The following is an 18,400-nucleotide window of genomic DNA, read 5'->3' on the forward strand; positions in this document are numbered from 1 at the left end:
TTTACTCCGAAACTGAAAAATCACGTTTGATTGTATGATGATAGATTTTATATAATTGAGTTGCATATCTCACTTTTTATATAATTACATAATTATGGTTGTTGTGAAAGTTGGGGTTCGATAGAAATTTGTAATGTATCGTCATATTGTCCTCCTGGTTTGTTCTCTGTCTCACCGATGACAAAACTCAAAGGAATAGGCTGACCAATCGTAGCGGAAAGACGTTGAATTTTTGCATCCAGTTGTTCAAGGTTTACTCTGTCGTTCTCAAGGGAAAGTTGGTATGGAATGTCCCATTTTTCCTCATTAGATTCATGACGTAGCATTCCTTGATGGGTTGATTCCAATACAATGGTATAAGCTGTGTTGCTTTGAACCCATAGGTTAGGTGCGGAACGAATAACCTTGTTGGAATATAAAGTCCCTAGATCAAGGTCATAATGTTGTTGGGTCAATCCATAAAAATGAATTTTTGCAGCAGGCGGAACGTTAACAGATACCGGGAGTGAACTAGGGCTAATTTCTATTTGTTTACTATCTGAGGTATAAGAAGGCGAGACTTCCAATAACCCTCGATAGGTTCCTGACGCTAACCATTGTTTACTTGGGAAACGCATTTGTATCGTTGCCGAAGGTTGGTTTTCGGTTAATGATAAGTGCCATTGATTAGCCACTGACATACCAATCTGCCCACTCCATTCAAAGCCGAGTTTTGCTTGGTTTACCCCTTTTAACGATCGACTGGTATCGTTAAGTTGTAAAATTAAGTCTAATTTGCAGGGTTCGCCAATTATGATCGCATCTATACGGTAAGTGTTTATTGTTGCGAAAGTTCCTGCGCTGAAAACATCATATTGTGATTTCGATGAGACGGGTTGAATAGCCAAGGCACTGGCTTCACACGCCAATACCGAAGGTACATGGTTTATGGCGATGAGGAACAAGGATCCCCAAAGAACTTGTTTATTCCACATAAACATCTCCTAGTCTTATCAAGTTGTCACTGCGTTCACTGAGGGTAATGATGACTGATTCTTGTTCTTTAGTGTCGAGTACCAATTGATATTTCCCCGGCTTTAATCCAGAGATTGCGAATATGCCGTTACGATTGGTAAAGAAGTCAATCGGTAACTGTTTTGCATCACCAAGGTAATGTGCGACACCAGCGACAAGTGAAATAGGGTTGTTACTTTGACGATCGAATAGCTTGCCAATAACCGTTAATACCGCATCCGATCCGATCTGTAGCTGGAATCCCCGTTTATAACCAGGCTTAATCCAAAAAGCACCATCACCTAAGTCATACCCTGGTGGCAAGTTATCGACTTCGTAACCGACTACTTGGCCATTATAAGCAACAAGGTCAGGAACCATGGCACTTGCATCTTCTTTAAGGTAAACGCGTGCGTACTCACCATCTTTTGTTGGGTCGACAGCGACGTCATTTTTTGCGAGGCTTTCGTGCTTGCTAACAATAGCAAATGCTTCGCGCACCGGTCTGCCGACCGTCACAGATGAGCCTGCAAAAGCAAGGGCGCTACTTATAGTCACGTCAGTACTGTGATTTCGTGTTTCACCATTAATGTCTTCAAGCCGCGAAGCGTGGGTCGCGTTTAATTCATAACGGTTGGCCGTGTAGTTAATACCAGCATCCATATCGGCATCCGTTTCTTCATTAGTAATGACACTCGCAAACGCCGACATCCCTCCTGTGTTACCAATATTATTCTGATAGCTGTAATCTAAGGCGGCTTCATTAAGTTCTGTGGTGTAACGACCGACAACACGAGTTTGTCGACTGAGAGGCCAGCTTATGGTGACAGTCGTGCTGATATCATCGTCTTCGGTTGCGTTATGCCGATAGTTAACGCGTGCACTCCAGGTGGCGGGAGTATCAAATAGTCCGTCCGATAAACTCGGGCTAATCAACCAATAATCGTTCTCTTTGTCTACCCCTGAGCGATAATTGAGGGTCATGGCGGCACGTAAAGACTGACCAAGGTAAATCGAGCTGAATGCAGATACATAATGGGTGGTTAAATTGATATCGATATCGGAAGCATCAAACCCTGAGACCCCAGTAAAATTGTTGGTCAGATATTCATAACTCACACTCAGTTGTGGGGACAGCGTGTTCGTATTAGAAAATTCCGCATCGAACGCAAATTTGTAAGCGTCGCCAGTTCCAAATGTAGGGTGTTCGCTACGCGAAGCATTGAGTTCAGTGACGCCCCATGTAGAAGCGAGTAAAGCGGTGGCTCCATATTGGTAAAGATCTTCACGGGTTTGGAAGTTGGTACCTAACGTTAACCAAGGGTTAATACCCACATCGATATAACCATGCAAAATACGTTCGTCGGTTAGATATTCTATTTGCCCATTCTGTAATTCAGAAGGCGCTCCATACATGACGCTATATTCAAACTCACCGCTATTGAGCAAGTCGTTACCGGTCGCAACAGAGAACTCGATGCGTTCTTCATTCCCGGAGCGGTCGGTGATGACGAGTACAATATCATTGCTACCTTGCGCCAGGGGTATATCACTAAGGTTATAGCTACCAGCGCCTAGCGTTAATCGCTGGACTGCAATCCCATCTATATAGACATCGACATTTGAAGCTCTTTGAAGCGTGAATGATTGATTGGCCCGTGGTCGAGCGTTTCTGGTTGGAATGAGTGTGAAATCTCGAGTTAAGCCAATACCAAGTATGTCGGTGCTGTCCTGAAAAGATTGACCACTGTTGTACATATCGCCGAGTACAAGTCGTGTGCCTTGTTCTGCAAAGTCAATATTAAGACGAGATCCTTCTCTTACGTATCGCGAATCTTGTGATGAACTGTTTTCTAAATAGGATTCATATTCAAAGTTTAGAAAACCAATGTTAAGTGCTGAGTCAAACTGACTGCGATAGAGGTCCTGCCTTGACGAATTCTGATCGACATATTGGCTCTCATTAGCCGAAAGGGCAAAGTTAACGTAACCACTAAGCAAACTTGGCTCGGCATAGTTATAAAAATCATCTGCACCGTTCATAGACAATTGCTGGGTTAAGCTAAATTCAGGCGGTACCGTCACGATGCATTCTAATGAAGAGAAATCGAAACTAAGACCTAATCCTACGCTCTCAAAATGGTGCTGAGACAGCATTTTATCGCGTGTCGTGTCATTGAGTTTCCCAATACCTTCTTGAGTTACGACGGACGAAAGGAGAGAAAGCGTACTTTCCTTCGGTAACAAGATTTCATTGTTTGCGGTAATGATAATGTCCGCTTCTCCAAGTATGGTGTCACTTATTCTTAACAAAGAGGTAAGTTGAATATCTCGTCCTGTCGGGTTCAAGACCATTTCTTGACCCCAAGCAGCAGGGCTTAAGGCAGCACAATAAAAAAGTACTAATACCAAGACATACAAAACTTGCCATATCTTGGGATAGGTTTCAGTTTTCATGCCCATGGTAAGTGCCCACTGGTAAATAATTTAAAGAAGAAGGCAAAGTAATAATGGAGCGTGGTGGAATAAACTGCTCACCTAAAGCCTCATGTACTTTTTGGCTCTGAGATTCGAGCCCCGCAAAATGAAGTAACGATGTATAGGTAAATCGCGACCCAGAATTAGTGAGTGTCAGTTGACCTTGTTCATCTATGTGTAATTTCACGTCAGGCTCTAAAGAGGACGAGTGAATGTGCAACAACGCATTGTAGTGAACTTGTAAATTGATACCGGTTGTTAGCCCGATGGGTTTGTCTATCCTCGCGTTGTTCTGGCCAATATTCACGGTACTGAAGCGAACGAAGTAACTCTGGGAGGTTTCGAGTGGTCGGTTTCCCAACCACTGTATACGGAATACTTGGCGTGCACCTGGTGCCAACATTGCGGCTGGTGGAAACACAAACATCTCTTCACTCGATAGATCTGATGTTTGGAACGTGCCATCAGATAAGAAGTTCAAACGACGAACGTTAGCTTCAAGTGGGAGAGCTTGTGTTGAATTGTTAGTTACAACCAGTTGCGATGTTGCCCGGTGATCTGTGTTGAGCTCGATGACGGTTGGAAACAATGTTATGCCAAACGTTTGAGCACACAGAAAGCAACAAATGAGCCCACCCAAGATATAACGTCTCATTGTTATTGATCCTGCTCTATTTCAATCGATAGGGTGTCCACATCATAATTTTTAAGAGGCTGCATTTCGAAAAAGCGAGTGGAGTAGGGTAGGACTAAAGTACCCGGAATACGTTTAGCGATTTCTACGCCTTTTAAATATGTTGAATTTTTACCATCAGATATTTTCCATGTTGTATTGGTTAATCGACCATAACTATTACCACTGTTAAGTACCTCAAGAACCCATTTGTTCTTTTTGTCATTTTGTTCGATACTTTTAATTTCTAGCTGAGAAGCTGTGTTCTGAGGTCGTACGTTGATAAGCGTATTAAACTGAAGCAAAAGACTTACTTGCCCTTGATTACTGCTCGCTCTTTGAACTTTTACTTGCTTAACAGCAATGCGATACGCTTTAGATTCTGTGATGGAAGGATCGCCCAAATACCGCACCATAATGGATTGTGATCTTCCAGGTTCTATTATTGCGGTCACCGGTATCACTAATAACTCGTCATCTGCAGGCGTCGTGGTCTCTTTCCCATATTCGTTCATTGTCATAAATACTGGAGACAATTCAACCGTGAGTGGTTCGGTAGACGAATTCTCAACCCTCATGGTCATTTGAGCTCTTTTGCCAAGCGGTGTCATTTCCATAGACATCGGTTCGACTTTGAACGCATGAGCGGACAGAGAAGTGAATGACAATAGGAAAAGAACGATCCATTTATGCATGATCCATTTATACATAGCGAAGAGCTCCAAATTAAACTTATGTCTTTGATATTGATATTGAGATGAGATTAAGTCGGAGGCCAAATAATAGCCCCCGACTTATTAACCTCTAATTTGAGGTGATATTTACGGTTAATGTATCTGAGTAGCCACCTGCCCATGGGGAGGTTTCTGTTGTCACAATATCAATAGATGCGGCAACACCTGTCGCTAATGCTCCAGAACCGCCATAAGAATTACTGACTGAAACGTCATTTAGACCTGGGCCCCCTGGTGCATTAAGCGTGAAAGGAGCTAAACCTGAAGGATTAAATGTTGCATCGTAGGTAAGAGCGTAGTCTTCGCTATCGTCTGACTCTAGACCACCTTCAGCACTTGTCAGTGTCACAGTTGCACCATCGACGTCATTACACTTCATGTTAAGACCACTAACAGAAAGGTTTTGAATTTGAGATACGTTACCGAAGTCCATCAGTTGCGTTGAAAGACCAGTAACTTCACATACAGGTGAAACAAAACCAACTAACTGGACATCACCAGGAGCGGCTTGGACTTGAGCACCAAAAATAGCAGTGACTGTTGCTGCGTAGAGTGTTAGCTTTTTCATTAGAAATTCCTTTATCTTAAATGATTGGCTCGAATACTGCTGAGCGTTTGTTGTTCTGCGGATACATTGCAGAGTTTTCACTTTGTCACGCTATGAATCGAAGGGTAAACTTCGATCTCGATAACGTCTTGATAATAACCTGCGAAACGCAAGCTATTTTCGAGTGCTACCCTAAGGCTCCCATGTTGAGCGAAAGGAATAACACCAGAACTGTCTATCATTACTGATGATATAAGTTGGTTGCTGTGTCGACTTTCATAAAGACGAAGCTCATCTATTTGTAATGACAAATTATAAGTTTCAATAATATCAACGCCTTGTTGTTGATATTTTAGGCCACCGTATTTTGAGTTAATCGTTATACCCAACGGGCGGTTACAATACACATTAAAAGGCAACGATTGCTCATCGATATGTTCGGTAAACTTCATAATGTTGCCAGAGAAAAAATTTATTTCGCATCGATCTTTGATCTTGCCGTTAATTCCTAACGTTAAAGTATTGGCACTGACATTAAATGAAATTGACAGAACCAAAATTAACACGAAGACGGTGAAGCTATGAAGAATCCGAAATACTCTAAACATAATTTCACCTCTCACTGATTGAATGTAACTTGTTGCTTAACTTTCAAAACTATAAGTGCTTTAAAAAATGGTGAAGTAGTAAAAAAAGTTTATTATTTAGGAGAAGTATGATTTTTAGTATGATTTTAAGCTGAGAGGTAGAAGCGAAGTTATTAGATAATAATTTAATATTCAATTAGATAGGTTGGTTTTACTCAATACTAATATTGACGGAGATTTTTTATTTAATTGATTAAAATAGAGCTATGGTCTACACGGGTGTTTTGGAGTTTTTGATGGGTTACTGTCATCATGAATGTGACAGCATTATTAACGAAAACACTAATTTGATTATTTAATTTATAATTTGATTGTAGCGATTTCAGATTGTAATAATGGAGGGCGAATATCTACTGTTTCTTTATTGAAATTAGTTCTTTACAAGAATCTATTAGGATTGATGTGTTCTAGTTTTGATTATCGTGTGCGTGGTGATTAAAAACTTGAAGCTATTATGACTAAGTCATTTACCTTTAGTGACAATACAATGCTGATAAGCCATTAATGTAAATCCAACTTAAACAATAATTTAATGTTTAAATGTTAGAATAATTTTCAGAAAGTATTCTCATAGGCCAAAACGAGATCGCGTTCTGTTCCAGTCAATCAAGTGTGTTTATTAGAAAATTAGCAGGTGTCGAAGGCTATTTGGGTTGTGGAATGGGTTAATGATTTTGCTGAAAGAATAAAGCTTCCCACAGGGGAAGCCCAAATCTCAATTGCTATAGAGGCTAATCTCGTCAAGAGTTAAAGCGCATTTTCTAGCTTTGTTAGGAAAGTAACGATGTCTTCTGAACTGATATCTCTATGGGTAACAAAACGTACTGGATTACCAGGCGACATAGTAATGTCTTGCTCACTTAACTCGCTTGCGATTCGGTTAATATCCACAGATTCATCTAACTTAGCAAACACGATGTTAGTTTGAATGAAATCAGGATTAACAGAGAAACCTTCTAGTTTACTTAGGCCAATTGCTAGGTTTTTCGCGTTCTCGTGATCATTTTTAAGTTGAGCTGCGTTCTCAGTCAGCGCCATTTTACCTGCGGCGGCTAGAATACCCGCTTGGCGCATACCGCCTCCGACCATTTTACGCAGTCGACGAGCTTTAGCGATGTACTCTTTGTTGCCAAGGAGTAGTGAACCGATTGGAGCGCCTAAACCTTTTGATAAGCAAATTGTCATAGAGTCGAAGTGCTGTGCGATCTCTTTGATGTGTACATCCAGCGCCGCTGCTGCATTATAAACGCGCGCGCCATCTAGGTGCATTTGTAAGCCGTGTTGGTTTACGAATTCACGTGCTTCCGCTAGGTAAGACATTGGCAGCACTTTACCATTGATCGTGTTCTCTAAACTAAGAAGCTTAGTACGAGCAAAGTGGCTGTCATCTGGCTTAATCGCAGCGGCAAGCTTTTTAAAGTCGAGTGTGCCGTCTGGGTTGTTCTCGATGGGTTGAGGTTGAATCGAGCCGAGCACTGCAGCACCGCCAGCTTCATACTTATAGTTATGCGCTTGTTGGCCACAAAGGTATTCGTCACCACGCTCACAGTGTGCCATTAAACCAAGTAGGTTGGCTTGTGTACCTGAAGAAGTGAACATCGCTGCTTCAAAGCCGGTTTCATTGGCAGCCCACTGTTCCAATTCGTTTACGGTTGGGTCATCGCCATAAACATCATCGCCCACTTCTGCATTTGCCATTACGTCACGCATAGCTTGCGAAGGTTTAGTTACGGTATCAGAACGAAAGTCCATGCTTCTCTCCTAGAGTACTTTAGGTAGTCATATAATTGGCTATAGATAGCCACATAGTTGGGCTTTGCTTAAACAAGCGATAGTTTTTGTATCGGTGATTTGATCGTGTCGTATTTTGTTGTGCAGCTCTTCTAAGCTCAGCTCTATCACTTCTATAACTTCATCTTCGTCGCATTCAAATCGGGTAGTGAGGCTAAGATGTTTTGCGACAAATAAATGCTGAATCTCATCGCAGAATCCAGCCAAAGGTGTGACTTGTCCTAAGCTCTGAAAAAAAGTTGCACTGTAACCGGTTTCTTCTTCCAGTTCGCGCTGGGCACATTGAAGAGGTGTCTCATCAATTTCCATCGTGCCTGCAGGTAGCTCCAAAAGCCATTTCTTAAGAGAAGGACGAAACTGATTAATGAGGATGATTTTTCCTGACGAAGTGATAGGAAGAATAACGGCCGCGCCAGGGTGGTGTATTGTTGTATGTTTTACCACGACGTTCGTAGGGAGCGTCACGTTCTCTTCGATGAGAGAAATACTTTTCCATTGATGGATAACTTTACTCATGCAATTTGGCCACATTCCTTGCCAATTTTTCGTATAACTGAAGACGTGTACCACCATAACGTCTATGGTGTCGAAAATAAAAGAAAAATTAGGCTTAGCAATAGATTTAATTTGACGTCGTTCGTGATGTTACTCTCATAATTGGAATCTATGATTACGCGAAAATTGCAGCGTAACCATCTGATATAAAGACAACTCGATAATAAAAGATACTTGTAACAAAGTGCTAACAAATGTATAAAAACGTATCTACACTCTCAACTGTTCAAAGATTTTCGGAGTAACGCATGAACCCTTCTATTTCCTCACATGCTGACAAGGCGCTACTCTCTGAAAGAATCAACAAATTAGCGCATGCTCTCTCAGATGGCGTTTACGAAAGAGAAGACACCATTAAGCTTTGTTTACTGGCGGCTCTTGCCGGTGAAAGTGTGTTCCTATTAGGCCCTCCGGGTATTGCAAAAAGTCTTATCGCTAAACGCCTCATCCAAGCTTTTGACAACAGTAGCTACTTCGAATATTTGATGACACGTTTCTCTACACCAGAGGAAGTGTTTGGCCCGCTAAGTATCCAAGAATTAAAAGACAACGGTCGTTACGTAAGACTGACCGAGGGTTACCTACCAACCGCACAAGTTGTATTTCTTGATGAGATCTGGAAAGCAGGTCCTGCAATCCTAAATACTTTGCTCACGGTCGTTAACGAAAAGACGTTCAAAAATGGCGCAGACATCGAGCGCGTGCCGATGCGTTTATTAGTGTCTGCATCTAACGAACTTCCAGATGAAGACAGCGGCTTAGAAGCTCTTTACGACCGGATGCTGGTTCGTGTGTTTGTAAACCGTATTCAAAACAAACAAAACTTCAAATCGATGCTGACGACGGGTACTTCTCAGGAAGCTGTGATTCCAAAAGGTTTGGCGATTACTGATATTGAATACCATCAATGGCAGAAAGAGCTCGATAACTTGGAGTTGACGGATAACTCGTTTAACAAGCTATTTGAACTGAAAACCATGCTCGAAGAGACTGTCAAAAAGCAAAGTTCGGCTACTGAAACTGATCTATATGTATCGGACAGACGCTGGAAGAAAGCGGTCAAGCTGTTGAAGGCAAGCGCATTCTTCAGTGGTCGTGATAGCGTAAACCCGCTGGATATTATGCTACTGCAAGATTGTTTATGGCATAGCCCAGAATCGCGTGATGTGGTTCGTAGTGTGGTAAAAGACTTTGCATTGAACCGAGCGTTTGACCAACAAGAGTCGAAATCTCAAATCGAAATGTCACGTGAAGAGCTTGAAGAAATTCAAGATGATGTTGAATCAACGTTATCGGTGTCGCTCTCTATGGAATCAACCAGCGGCTTACTGCGTAAAGATGTTTACCAAAATGATATCAAGAACGCGAAAATGTACAGCGTCGGCAGCGCTTACAACCTAGTTAAACTGGTTATGCTGCAAAGCAACATGTCGGTTTCTGAATCTGAGAAAGGCGATAGCCGTTGGGTATATGTAGCCAAAGACGATTTTGACCGTGCGCTTAAAGAAGGCCACGGCGATATTTACGGTTACGTAAATGAAAATAAAAACCTATGCCGTTTAAAACTCGACTTGGATGCATCGAACCAATTAGTGATTAAAGATATTGCCAATCGCTCTGTATTGGTGAGTGTGGTTACTACCGACGGTTTAGACCAAGAATTGTATAACAAGTGGTTGAGTGGCGCTGAGAAAGCCTTAGAACAGTTAACTGAGGCTGAATTTAAGTTAAAGAGAGTTCGAACTGAATTCCATGATGCGTTGCCTCACAACTATATTGATCCTGATTTACCGAAGGCAATGGAAGCAAGCTTGCAAGCTGTAACGCAAGATCTTGAAACCACGAAAGTGAAGAGCAGTAAGATCGCACAGCGCATTAAGTTCATGAGTCAGTACTTCGAGTAAGGGGAGAGCATATGTTAGGAGCAGACGGCTTAAACCTCGCTTTGATGGTAGCTGACTCAGGAATCATTGATACAGCGATGAATGATCTCATCGCTCGTTCTCAAGTCATGATGGCTGCTGAGAACAAGGGCGTGAAAACGTCGGTTAAAAACCATTTGGTTAAGTGGCGCGGTAAAGTGAAGAAACGTGTCACTAAGGTGTGTGAAACTGATCGTTTCCAAGAAGAAATTGCATTGTACCAAGAGGTTATCTACTGGGATGAACCCCAGTTTTTTGATGAGATTGACAGTGTCATCAAAAAATTGGAGTGGCACTCAGCGTTCTACCTTCAAGCAAGACGTTTAATGGAAAACAACAAAGGCGTTTATAACGCAATGTTTCCACACTACTTTTGCGACCAGTGGTATCAATCGCTTTCAGATGCGATTAAGCAAGCTCAAGTAACCGAACTTGAAACAAGCAAAGAAAAAGTCTTAGCTGACCTTTATCAACGCATGGAAACCATGAAAAACATGGATAAAGTGACGGAGTCGGGTGATGAAGGCAGTGTAGGGCGCTTGTGGGACATGGCTTCGGCTAAGTTGAGTAAAACCGACCTAACAGTAATGAAGCGTCATGCGGAGTTTCTAAATAAGCACAAAGGCCTTCAAGAAATTGCGGAAAAACTCGGTCGCATGGCTGGCTTAGAAGATGATCCTTCTCTGCACAAAGCCCCTGTAGAAGAACTACAGATGGTTGAAGAGAAGAGTGATGAGGCAGTCGATGATATTGTTGGGATTCATGAAAGTGATGACCTCAACAAAATGCTGCCGAACGAGACCATGTTCTTAGCGTACCCAGAGTTAGAAGTGATTTTCTACAAACACTTGGCTGATAAGCGTTTGCTTAGCTATCGTTCGCAAGGTAAATCTCGAACGCTACGTAAGGTGAAAGCTCAAAAGCCAGACAGCAAATCGGTGGACATTGAAAAAGGTCCATTTATTGTTTGTGTTGATGCTTCGGGGTCAATGAGTGGTTTCCCAGAACAGTCGGCAAAAGCGATGGCTTATGCCTTGATGCAAATCGCCTTAGCTGAAGAACGCGACTGTTATGTGATTTTGTTCTCTTCAGAACACATTACTTATGAATTGACGCGACAAGACGGCCTACGTGAAGCCAGTGACTTCCTAAGTTACTCATTCCACGGCGGGACAGACCTTGAGCCAGTGCTAATGAAGTCGATAGATTTGATGATGGGCGACAAGTACAAGAATGCTGATTTGATCGTTCTTTCTGACTTTATCGCACCAAAGCAGTCTGATGAAATGATTGCTCAAGTCGAGAAACTTAAAACGCACAAAAACCGTTTCCATGCAGTTAGTCTTTCTAAGTATGGTAACCCTCAACTTATGACCATGTTTGATCACTGTTGGTCGTATCATCCAAGCCTCGTTGGCCGCTTCATGAAAAAGTGGTAGTGCGCAAACTCCTTAAATGAATCGACTTTGCTGTATGCTTTTTGAATAAAAAGATCGAACATGCAGCAATTTGATTTAAATGTCAGCAAACAGAATTTAAATTCACATTTTTGTTTGACTATCTTCACTCAATCCGTAAAGTAGGCACCCGAACACAGCGGGGCTAACGTTTAGTCGGTTCTAACGTGTTGAAAAATGGCGCCTTGGCAGAGTGGCTATGCAGCGGATTGCAAATCCGTGGACCTCGGTTCGACTCCGGGAGGCGCCTCCATTCTCTTTCTCTCTTATTTAGTTAATGAGAAATTAGACGAATGAAATTGCGATACTAGCTCAGTTGGTAGAGCGCAACCTTGCCAAGGTTGAGGTCATCGGTTCGAACCCGATGTATCGCTCCAAATTTTGTAATGTTGATTCATTTTGACATTAAGATGGTGTTTTACTTTTCAGTAATCGGCATCGCAATAAAGAATTGCGTGCCCTGGTGGTGGAATTGGTAGACACAAGGGATTTAAAATCCCTCGGCGTTCGCGCTGTGCCGGTTCAAGTCCGGCCCGGGGCACCATCTATTTGATTGTTATCTTGTTTGGTAGTGATCAACAGAGTCGTTCTCTTAAAACACGACTTGAAGGCGCCTTGGCAGAGTGGCTATGCAGCGGATTGCAAATCCGTGGACCTCGGTTCGACTCCGGGAGGCGCCTCCATCATTTAGAAGAAATCAGTCCTTGTGGCTGGTTTTTTCGTTTCTGGCTTCTTTGTTTCTTGTTTCTCCATCCTTGCCTCTTCATTTCTCCCCTTTACCTTTCATAGACCCACTCTATTTTGATGAGATCCTAAGTTGAACCTTTGTTGATAGACAGGTAAATAAACCAAAGTCACAATTAACCATAATGCTCAATTTGTTTCATTGTTTTATGGGATAACCCAAATTAAAACATGTGTATGAGTGATAGTGTCCCTCTTTTATATTTCTTTAATTGTTCTATAAGAGGTTCTTAAATATGCAATTTAGTCTAAAGAGGAAAATGGTTTTCTCTGTAGTTTTGGCGATTGCTGTTACATCTCCCATTCTTCTTTTCATGGGTTATAAGACGTTTCAAACAAACAGCTGGCAAGCAATCGAAAGTGAAAGCCGCAATACGCTTCAAGCTCATGCAAAAGGCATCAGCGACTGGTTTTACGATAAGAAGCAAGCAGTACACGGGCTTAAGCAACAAGTACAGCTTAACCCTTCAATAGATATCGTTCCTCATTTACGTCAAACCTTGGTATCTGGTGGGTTTGGATTGAGCTATTACGGTAACAAAGAAGGTGAGATGTTTCGCCATGATCCTTCATTGAATAAAGCGGGTTACGACCCAAGAGTCCGAGGTTGGTATAAACAAACATTGGCTGAAAATCGAGCTGTGACAACAAAGCCGTATGTGAGTGTGACGATGCAAACCTTGGTGGTGACACTGACCGATCCTGTGACCGAAAATGGTTCAATCATCGGTGTTGTGGCATCTAATCTTGCGTTAGACAAGCTAATTGAAGATGTGTTGGCTATTCAGGTTCCAGGTAATGGACGAGCGATACTAATTGATAAGCAAGGCACGGTCGTTGCTCATAAGAATAAAGATTTCATCCTTAAGGAAGTCAAAGAGATAGCACCTGAATTAAGTGTTTCTGGATTAAACAGTGCTGCGCAGAACTTGACGACGATCTTTACGCAAGTGGATGGTGCCGAGCGAGTCATCATGGCTGAGCCAATTAAAGGCACTGACTGGTTACTTGTGATTGAAATGGATAAAGACGTACTAGAGCAGCCCCTGTTCGATATGTTGATTAGCCAAATTACCACAGGTTTGATTGTATTGATCGTTATGGCTGTAGCAACCTCATGGTTTGTGGCTCGTCAATTAGTTGAACTGGGTCGAGTGAGTGAAGCATTAGCTGATATTGCGGAAGGGGAAGGCGACCTCACCCAAAGACTACAAGTGTCGAGCCAAGATGAGGTGGGTCAACTTGCCGATAAATTTAATGTCTTCGTTGATCGACTCCATCAAATGATGCAAAACGTCACTCAAGTTTCTACCGCGATGAACAGCGGTGCCGAGCATGCTAATACCAGTGCGTTGAAGCGCAGTGATAGTGTAAGCAGACAACAAGATGAGATCACTATGGTAGCAACGGCTGTGACAGAAATGGCGACAGCAACAGCCGAAATCGCCACGAATGCTGAGAGTACGGCCAAAAGTGCGACTCATTCGGTGGAGTTGAGCGAGCAAGGTTTCCAACAGATGGCCAAAAGCCAATCATCGATCAATGAACTTGCTACTGAGCTAACAAGCGCTGTGTCTATCATCAGCGAGCTTGAAGAGCATGGTCAACAAATCGCGTCTATCTTAGCGACGATTCGTGAAATAGCGGAGCAAACTAACTTACTCGCGCTCAATGCGGCCATTGAAGCGGCTAGGGCAGGCGAACAAGGCAGAGGTTTTGCTGTGGTGGCTGACGAGGTTCGTGTGCTTTCTCAACGTACTCATGCTTCAACAGAAGAGATCGAAGACAAGATCAAACGCTTACAACAAGCGACCAATGGTGCGGTGAAAGTGATGACACAAAGCCATGATATGGCGAAAACAAGCGTACATGACGTGGACATGGCCGGAGAGAGCCTAGCTCAAATCCGTGAAGCGATTCAGATGATCAGTGATATGGCGACTCAGATTGCTTCTGCCGCTGAAGAACAATCTTTAGTTACCGCGGAAATCAATGCGAATACTGAGTCTGTTCGTGAAGTCAGTGATGTGATGGCGCTTGATGCGACAGATGCAGTTTCGCAAGCCGATCAGCTCAGCCACTTAGCTAACGATCTCAAACAGGAACTATCAAGATTTAAACTTTAAGTGCAGTTAAAACCATAAAGAGCACAAGTCATTACAGGCTTGTGCTCTTTTTTTATCCAGCCAGCATCAACTTAATTCACTGCCTCAGTGCTTATCGAAGAAATCTTTGTTACGAATATACTTGCTCATTAGGTGATAAGAGAAAGGCCGGATCAACCAACTGAAAATTGAGCGTCCAAGGCGTATTAACGTTGGTGTGTTTTCATAGATCCTGCCGTTATAGAGCCAAAGTACTTTCCCTACATGCCAATACAGCAGTGGCACGGGCGGCATGAAGGTGACAATATCGATGTCACAACAGATACGGTAGGTTTTCTTGCTCAAACGGTAGTTCTTTTTAAAACTCCAATCACCAATTGCAGGTTGTCCAAAAGTCACAATTCGTTTGATACAGCCTGGATACTTTTGGTCTAGGTAGTCAGCAAATACACAACCAATAGAGCCACCAGAAGAGTGCCCAGTAATAGAAACTCTTTTCCCTTGCTCTAGCAAAGGCAAGAGCGTGGCTTCTAAGCGTTCGATAACGGTTTGCCCAAGCTTGTCTTCGTTACGACCCGGTTGGCTTTCTTGGAACATAAGATGATAGAAGCCAGCGTGTACCCGATAGTTCAACCCAATCCTTTTACAGCTTCTGGTCCATAGTGCAAAAGTGAGTAGCCAGTCAGAAACGCTGTGTGACCCCTTGATAACCACGACAACTTCATCTTTGTCGCTGCTCCATAAGACTCGAATCATGGTTTTGCCAAACTGATTCTTTATGATGCGCTGTCCATTAGGATCAAAACCGTAACGAGTTTGTTTAAATACTCTAGGGTAGGCGAGGTTGCAGAGCACGGCGTAGCGTTCATATTGGTATCGTTTTAGTGGCTTCACGTTGTCATTTCGTAATAGTCGTTACTTAAAACTTTAGTCTTTGAATGTGAAAAGCACATGAAAACGAAGGCGTGTTTCGTTCATTCTATGGAATCAACAGTATTTAATGAATCTTCGAACTAGATTTCGGCTTATGAGTTCCCGTTAAAACTCAAAATCTACGTATAAGAACCGTACAAGCTGCACTAAATTCATTCGTTTGAGTTCGATAATTAATCACTTGAATTGAAAGATAAAATTTACTGTTGACGAATTTTTTCTATCCGTTAAAGTACACCTCGTTCTCACGGCTTAGGTCGCAGAGAGATGGTGTTTTACTCTTCAGTAATCAGCATCGCATGATTGCGTTGCCCTGGTGGTGGAATTGGTAGACACAAGGGATTTAAAATCCCTCGGCGTTCGCGCTGTGCCGGTTCAAGTCCGGCCCGGGGCACCATCTATCTAGTTTCTACTTTAAGTAGAGTGTTGAACAAAGAGTAGTTCTCTTTAAACACTTCAATATATTTTTATGTTGATAAAGGCGCCTTGGCAGAGTGGCTATGCAGCGGATTGCAAATCCGTGGACCTCGGTTCGACTCCGGGAGGCGCCTCCATTCTCTTTCTTATTTAATTAATGAGAAATTAAAAGAATGAAATTGCGATACTAGCTCAGTTGGTAGAGCGCAACCTTGCCAAGGTTGAGGTCATCGGTTCGAACCCGATGTATCGCTCCAAATTTTGTAATGTTGATTCATTTTGACATTAAGATGGTGTTTTACTTTTCAGTAATCGGCATCGCAATAAAGAATTGCGTGCCCTGGTGGTGGAATTGGTAGACACAAGGGATTTAAAATCCCTCGGCGTTCGCGCTGTGCCGGTTCAAGTCCGGCCCGGGGCACCATCTATTTGATTGTTACTTTTTGTTAGGTAATACTCAAGAGAGTTGTTCTCTTTAAACACTATTGAAGGCGCCTTGGCAGAGTGGCTATGCAGCGGATTGCAAATCCGTGGACCTCGGTTCGACTCCGGGAGGCGCCTCCATTTTTTTAAAAGCCCGATCAGAAATGATCGGGCTTTTTTACGTCTGTAGGAAAGTGTACTTAGAAAACATTTCTTGTTCTGTCTTTGTTCAGAATCATTAAGGAAGCAAGTACTTTGAATCATATCTCCGTTTGATTAGTAAACACGTGTATGTGAATCAAAGAGTCCAACGCTGATCAGTGAACTGCACTTGTTCAATGCTTGATAGGGTATTCAAGCCATCGCGTGAAGTAACGGTGTCATTGAGCTGAAATTTACCGCCCCCAAGATTGTGGATTTGGTATTCACTTTTAGGACCATGTACTACAACCGTATTAACACCTAAATTTCCGGTTACCTTATTATCATATCCATTGATCTCAATATTTGCGTTATTCTTGCCCGATAGCGTTAGTTTCGTCAGATATTGAGAGTGATGAGTGTAGGGTGTTGCTGGGTCATATTGCATTTTAAAAGTGCCGGTGAATGTATCTGCAATGTATGCGTCGTAAGCCAGTGTTGGAGCGAAAATCTGTTCCGTAATATATTGCGCGTTAGGATCTCTTGTAGAGAAGTCGTCGCGAGTTTTAACTTTGTATAACCCCCACATACCTTCGCCACTATACGCCCCCCAAAGCCCGTAATAGCTATCAATGACGGCTGCAAAGTACTCTTGGTCAACACTGACTTCTTCTTGCCACTCTTCCAAAGTGTCAACTGGAGGTGTGTAGGTATTATGTAAAGCCTGAGTCTGTATTGTATTCAGCTCTTTTTGAAATAAAGGTAATGCCGATTCACCACTTTGAGGTGAGTTAAGAACACCAATACCATAGTCATGGACTAGGTGGAGAATTTCCTCGTAAGACGCATCGCGATGCTCTTCATAATCCTGTCGAACGTACCATTCTCCGCCTTCTACTTGAATTTCCTCTTCGAACAAGGGTTGGCCATCCAAATCGTCGTTATATTGGGGCTCATCGTGGTAATTCATTAGCTTCAATATTGCGCCATTGTTCGCCATAGCATTTGCAATATCGCGTTTTGAGTCAGCGCTCCCGTATTTAGTGCCATCAACGGGGGTTAGATAGTGGTTGAGAACATTGACTGCTTTGACTATTTGATAATCGCTCAGGCGATCCATAATTAGAATATGGATAGATTTGCCATTGGGGGCATTGACCGCGACATGTCGGTTATAACCTGCTTTGGAATACGCAGAGAACTGAGAAGGGACTGCTTCTATTGTGATCCCGTGAACAACGGATGGTTTGACATTTTCTTGGCTTGCCACAGGCTTGCTTTGGCTTGAACTATTACAACCGACAAGAAGAACAGTGGCAGCGAATGCAGTTAAAGATAACACTTTCATGGGACACATCTTATGATTTTGAACGTAGTGCTAATATACCGAAATGTCGCGTGATATTGGGTGATTACAGTTGCTGTAATACATATCCATACAATGTCTGACAAAGCCCGTGATCCTAACCGTTCTATCATTTTAAGTTGTTAGCGGCCGCGAGTAGTGTCGAGGTATGGATGAGTAAAATGGCGAAGGTAATAGTTTCGTCTGTCATAGACACGTTATGCGTAATAGTGGAGGAGATGGTATTTGCTTTGTCACCATTAATTGATCATATGACTCTTCACAATTACTCACACTTCTTCATGAAGTAAGAGGTTTGGCAATTTGTAGAGTAGAAAATGGAACAGTAAATGAAAATGATTGTCATTTACTTACGTTGTTGCTAACCTATTATGAAACTTTACAACACTCTTTCTAGTGCGCCAAAGTGTATATAAAATCCCGCTAAACCCTATCAAAACCAAGGTTATTCGTTTGCTTAGCTCGATAAATAAG

13 protein-coding genes and 9 tRNA genes are annotated in these 18,400 nt (G+C 42.5%); 12 read left to right on the forward strand and 10 right to left on the reverse strand.

Annotation, left to right across the window (positions count from 1 at the left end):
* Nucleotides 1–92: 92 nt before the first annotated feature.
* From L3V33_RS01885 to L3V33_RS01920, 8 genes are all read right to left on the reverse strand, one after another.
* Nucleotides 93–974 carry a hypothetical protein gene (locus tag L3V33_RS01885; protein WP_171313564.1) on the reverse strand — a complete coding sequence of 294 codons (882 nt, stop codon included), beginning with the start codon at nt 972–974 and terminating at the stop codon, nt 93–95.
* Nucleotides 964–3,348: a fimbria/pilus outer membrane usher protein gene (locus L3V33_RS01890; RefSeq protein WP_237290156.1), complete on the reverse strand. Its 2,385-nt coding sequence runs from the start codon at nt 3,346–3,348 to the stop codon at nt 964–966. The genes L3V33_RS01885 and L3V33_RS01890 overlap by 11 nt, the downstream gene beginning before the upstream one ends.
* 91 nt (nt 3,349–3,439) lie before the next feature.
* The gene (locus tag L3V33_RS01895) at nt 3,440–4,126 is read right to left on the reverse strand and encodes a molecular chaperone (RefSeq protein WP_237288839.1); all 687 of its coding nucleotides are present in this window, start codon (nt 4,124–4,126) and stop codon (nt 3,440–3,442) included.
* Nucleotides 4,127–4,128: 2 nt separating this feature from the next.
* Nucleotides 4,129–4,854 (reverse strand): molecular chaperone, encoded by a 726-nt coding sequence (locus L3V33_RS01900; protein ID WP_146457803.1) that lies wholly within the window; start codon nt 4,852–4,854, stop codon nt 4,129–4,131.
* 94 nt (nt 4,855–4,948) lie between these two features.
* The gene (locus L3V33_RS01905) at nt 4,949–5,446 is read right to left on the reverse strand and encodes a hypothetical protein (RefSeq protein WP_017080976.1); all 498 of its coding nucleotides are present in this window, start codon (nt 5,444–5,446) and stop codon (nt 4,949–4,951) included.
* 77 nt (nt 5,447–5,523) lie between these two features.
* The gene (locus L3V33_RS01910; RefSeq protein ID WP_339378937.1) at nt 5,524–6,048 is read right to left on the reverse strand and encodes a hypothetical protein; all 525 of its coding nucleotides are present in this window, start codon (nt 6,046–6,048) and stop codon (nt 5,524–5,526) included.
* Between the two features lie 771 nt (nt 6,049–6,819).
* The gene (gene ltaE, locus L3V33_RS01915) at nt 6,820–7,824 is read right to left on the reverse strand and encodes a low-specificity L-threonine aldolase (RefSeq protein ID WP_237288841.1); all 1,005 of its coding nucleotides are present in this window, start codon (nt 7,822–7,824) and stop codon (nt 6,820–6,822) included.
* A 39-nt stretch (nt 7,825–7,863) separates the two neighbouring features.
* Entirely contained in the window at nt 7,864–8,379 is a 516-nt protein-coding gene (locus L3V33_RS01920) for an NUDIX hydrolase (protein WP_065206181.1), read from the reverse strand.
* Between the two features lie 287 nt (nt 8,380–8,666).
* Between L3V33_RS01920 and L3V33_RS01925 the strand changes: the two genes are divergently transcribed.
* The 7 genes from L3V33_RS01925 to L3V33_RS01955 all read left to right on the forward strand — a co-directional run bounded on the left by L3V33_RS01925 (nt 8,667) and on the right by L3V33_RS01955 (nt 14,667).
* Nucleotides 8,667–10,322, forward strand: coding sequence for an ATPase RavA domain-containing protein (locus L3V33_RS01925; RefSeq protein ID WP_171308899.1), 1,656 nt, complete (start codon nt 8,667–8,669; stop codon nt 10,320–10,322).
* An 11-nt stretch (nt 10,323–10,333) separates the two neighbouring features.
* Nucleotides 10,334–11,779 carry an ATPase RavA stimulator ViaA gene (viaA, locus tag L3V33_RS01930; protein WP_065105819.1) on the forward strand — a complete coding sequence of 482 codons (1,446 nt, stop codon included), beginning with the start codon at nt 10,334–10,336 and terminating at the stop codon, nt 11,777–11,779.
* 197 nt (nt 11,780–11,976) lie between these two features.
* Nucleotides 11,977–12,050 (forward strand) — tRNA-Cys (locus L3V33_RS01935).
* 48 nt (nt 12,051–12,098) lie between these two features.
* Nucleotides 12,099–12,174, forward strand: a tRNA-Gly gene (locus tag L3V33_RS01940).
* An 80-nt stretch (nt 12,175–12,254) separates the two neighbouring features.
* Nucleotides 12,255–12,341 (forward strand) — tRNA-Leu (locus tag L3V33_RS01945).
* A 65-nt stretch (nt 12,342–12,406) separates the two neighbouring features.
* A tRNA-Cys gene (locus tag L3V33_RS01950) sits at nt 12,407–12,480 on the forward strand.
* A gap of 321 nt (nt 12,481–12,801) precedes the next feature.
* Nucleotides 12,802–14,667 carry a methyl-accepting chemotaxis protein gene (locus tag L3V33_RS01955; RefSeq protein ID WP_237288842.1) on the forward strand — a complete coding sequence of 622 codons (1,866 nt, stop codon included), beginning with the start codon at nt 12,802–12,804 and terminating at the stop codon, nt 14,665–14,667.
* An 84-nt stretch (nt 14,668–14,751) separates the two neighbouring features.
* Here L3V33_RS01955 and L3V33_RS01960 read toward each other — a convergent pair whose 3' ends face one another.
* A complete protein-coding gene (locus L3V33_RS01960) occupies nt 14,752–15,540 on the reverse strand; it encodes a lipase (protein WP_171308613.1) in 789 nt (262 codons plus the stop codon).
* Nucleotides 15,541–15,889: 349 nt separating this feature from the next.
* Between L3V33_RS01960 and L3V33_RS01965 the strand changes: the two genes are divergently transcribed.
* The 5 genes from L3V33_RS01965 to L3V33_RS01985 all read left to right on the forward strand — a co-directional run bounded on the left by L3V33_RS01965 (nt 15,890) and on the right by L3V33_RS01985 (nt 16,560).
* Nucleotides 15,890–15,976: transfer RNA gene (locus L3V33_RS01965), tRNA-Leu, on the forward strand.
* Nucleotides 15,977–16,059: 83 nt separating this feature from the next.
* Nucleotides 16,060–16,133, forward strand: a tRNA-Cys gene (locus L3V33_RS01970).
* A gap of 44 nt (nt 16,134–16,177) precedes the next feature.
* Nucleotides 16,178–16,253, forward strand: a tRNA-Gly gene (locus tag L3V33_RS01975).
* 80 nt (nt 16,254–16,333) lie between these two features.
* Nucleotides 16,334–16,420 (forward strand) — tRNA-Leu (locus L3V33_RS01980).
* Nucleotides 16,421–16,486: 66 nt separating this feature from the next.
* Nucleotides 16,487–16,560: transfer RNA gene (locus tag L3V33_RS01985), tRNA-Cys, on the forward strand.
* Between the two features lie 157 nt (nt 16,561–16,717).
* Here L3V33_RS01985 and L3V33_RS01990 read toward each other — a convergent pair.
* Nucleotides 16,718–17,908, reverse strand: a complete 1,191-nt coding sequence (locus tag L3V33_RS01990; protein ID WP_237288843.1) for a hypothetical protein — start codon at nt 17,906–17,908, stop codon at nt 16,718–16,720.
* Between the last annotated feature and the right edge of the window lie 492 nt (nt 17,909–18,400).

The sequence above is a fragment of the Vibrio sp. A2-1 genome (assembly GCF_021728355.1).
Taxonomy (GTDB): domain Bacteria; phylum Pseudomonadota; class Gammaproteobacteria; order Enterobacterales; family Vibrionaceae; genus Vibrio; species Vibrio splendidus_K.

Bases quoted from the DNA above. Each gene is read 5' to 3' on its own strand.
- L3V33_RS01885 (WP_171313564.1), bottom strand. From the start codon at position 974: ATGTGGAATAAACAAGTTCTTTGGGGATCCTTGTTCCTCATCGCCATA.
- L3V33_RS01890 (WP_237290156.1), bottom strand. From the start codon at position 3,348: ATGGTCTTGAACCCGACAGGACGAGATATTCAACTTACCTCTTTGTTA.
- L3V33_RS01895 (WP_237288839.1), bottom strand. From the start codon at position 4,126: ATGAGACGTTATATCTTGGGTGGGCTCATTTGTTGCTTTCTGTGTGCT.
- L3V33_RS01900 (WP_146457803.1), bottom strand. From the start codon at position 4,854: ATGTATAAATGGATCATGCATAAATGGATCGTTCTTTTCCTATTGTCA.
- L3V33_RS01905 (WP_017080976.1), bottom strand. From the start codon at position 5,446: ATGAAAAAGCTAACACTCTACGCAGCAACAGTCACTGCTATTTTTGGT.
- ltaE (WP_237288841.1), bottom strand. From the start codon at position 7,824: ATGGACTTTCGTTCTGATACCGTAACTAAACCTTCGCAAGCTATGCGT.
- L3V33_RS01920 (WP_065206181.1), bottom strand. From the start codon at position 8,379: ATGAGTAAAGTTATCCATCAATGGAAAAGTATTTCTCTCATCGAAGAG.
- L3V33_RS01925 (WP_171308899.1), top strand. From the start codon at position 8,667: ATGAACCCTTCTATTTCCTCACATGCTGACAAGGCGCTACTCTCTGAA.
- viaA (WP_065105819.1), top strand. From the start codon at position 10,334: ATGTTAGGAGCAGACGGCTTAAACCTCGCTTTGATGGTAGCTGACTCA.
- L3V33_RS01955 (WP_237288842.1), top strand. From the start codon at position 12,802: ATGGTTTTCTCTGTAGTTTTGGCGATTGCTGTTACATCTCCCATTCTT.
- L3V33_RS01990 (WP_237288843.1), bottom strand. From the start codon at position 17,908: ATGAAAGTGTTATCTTTAACTGCATTCGCTGCCACTGTTCTTCTTGTC.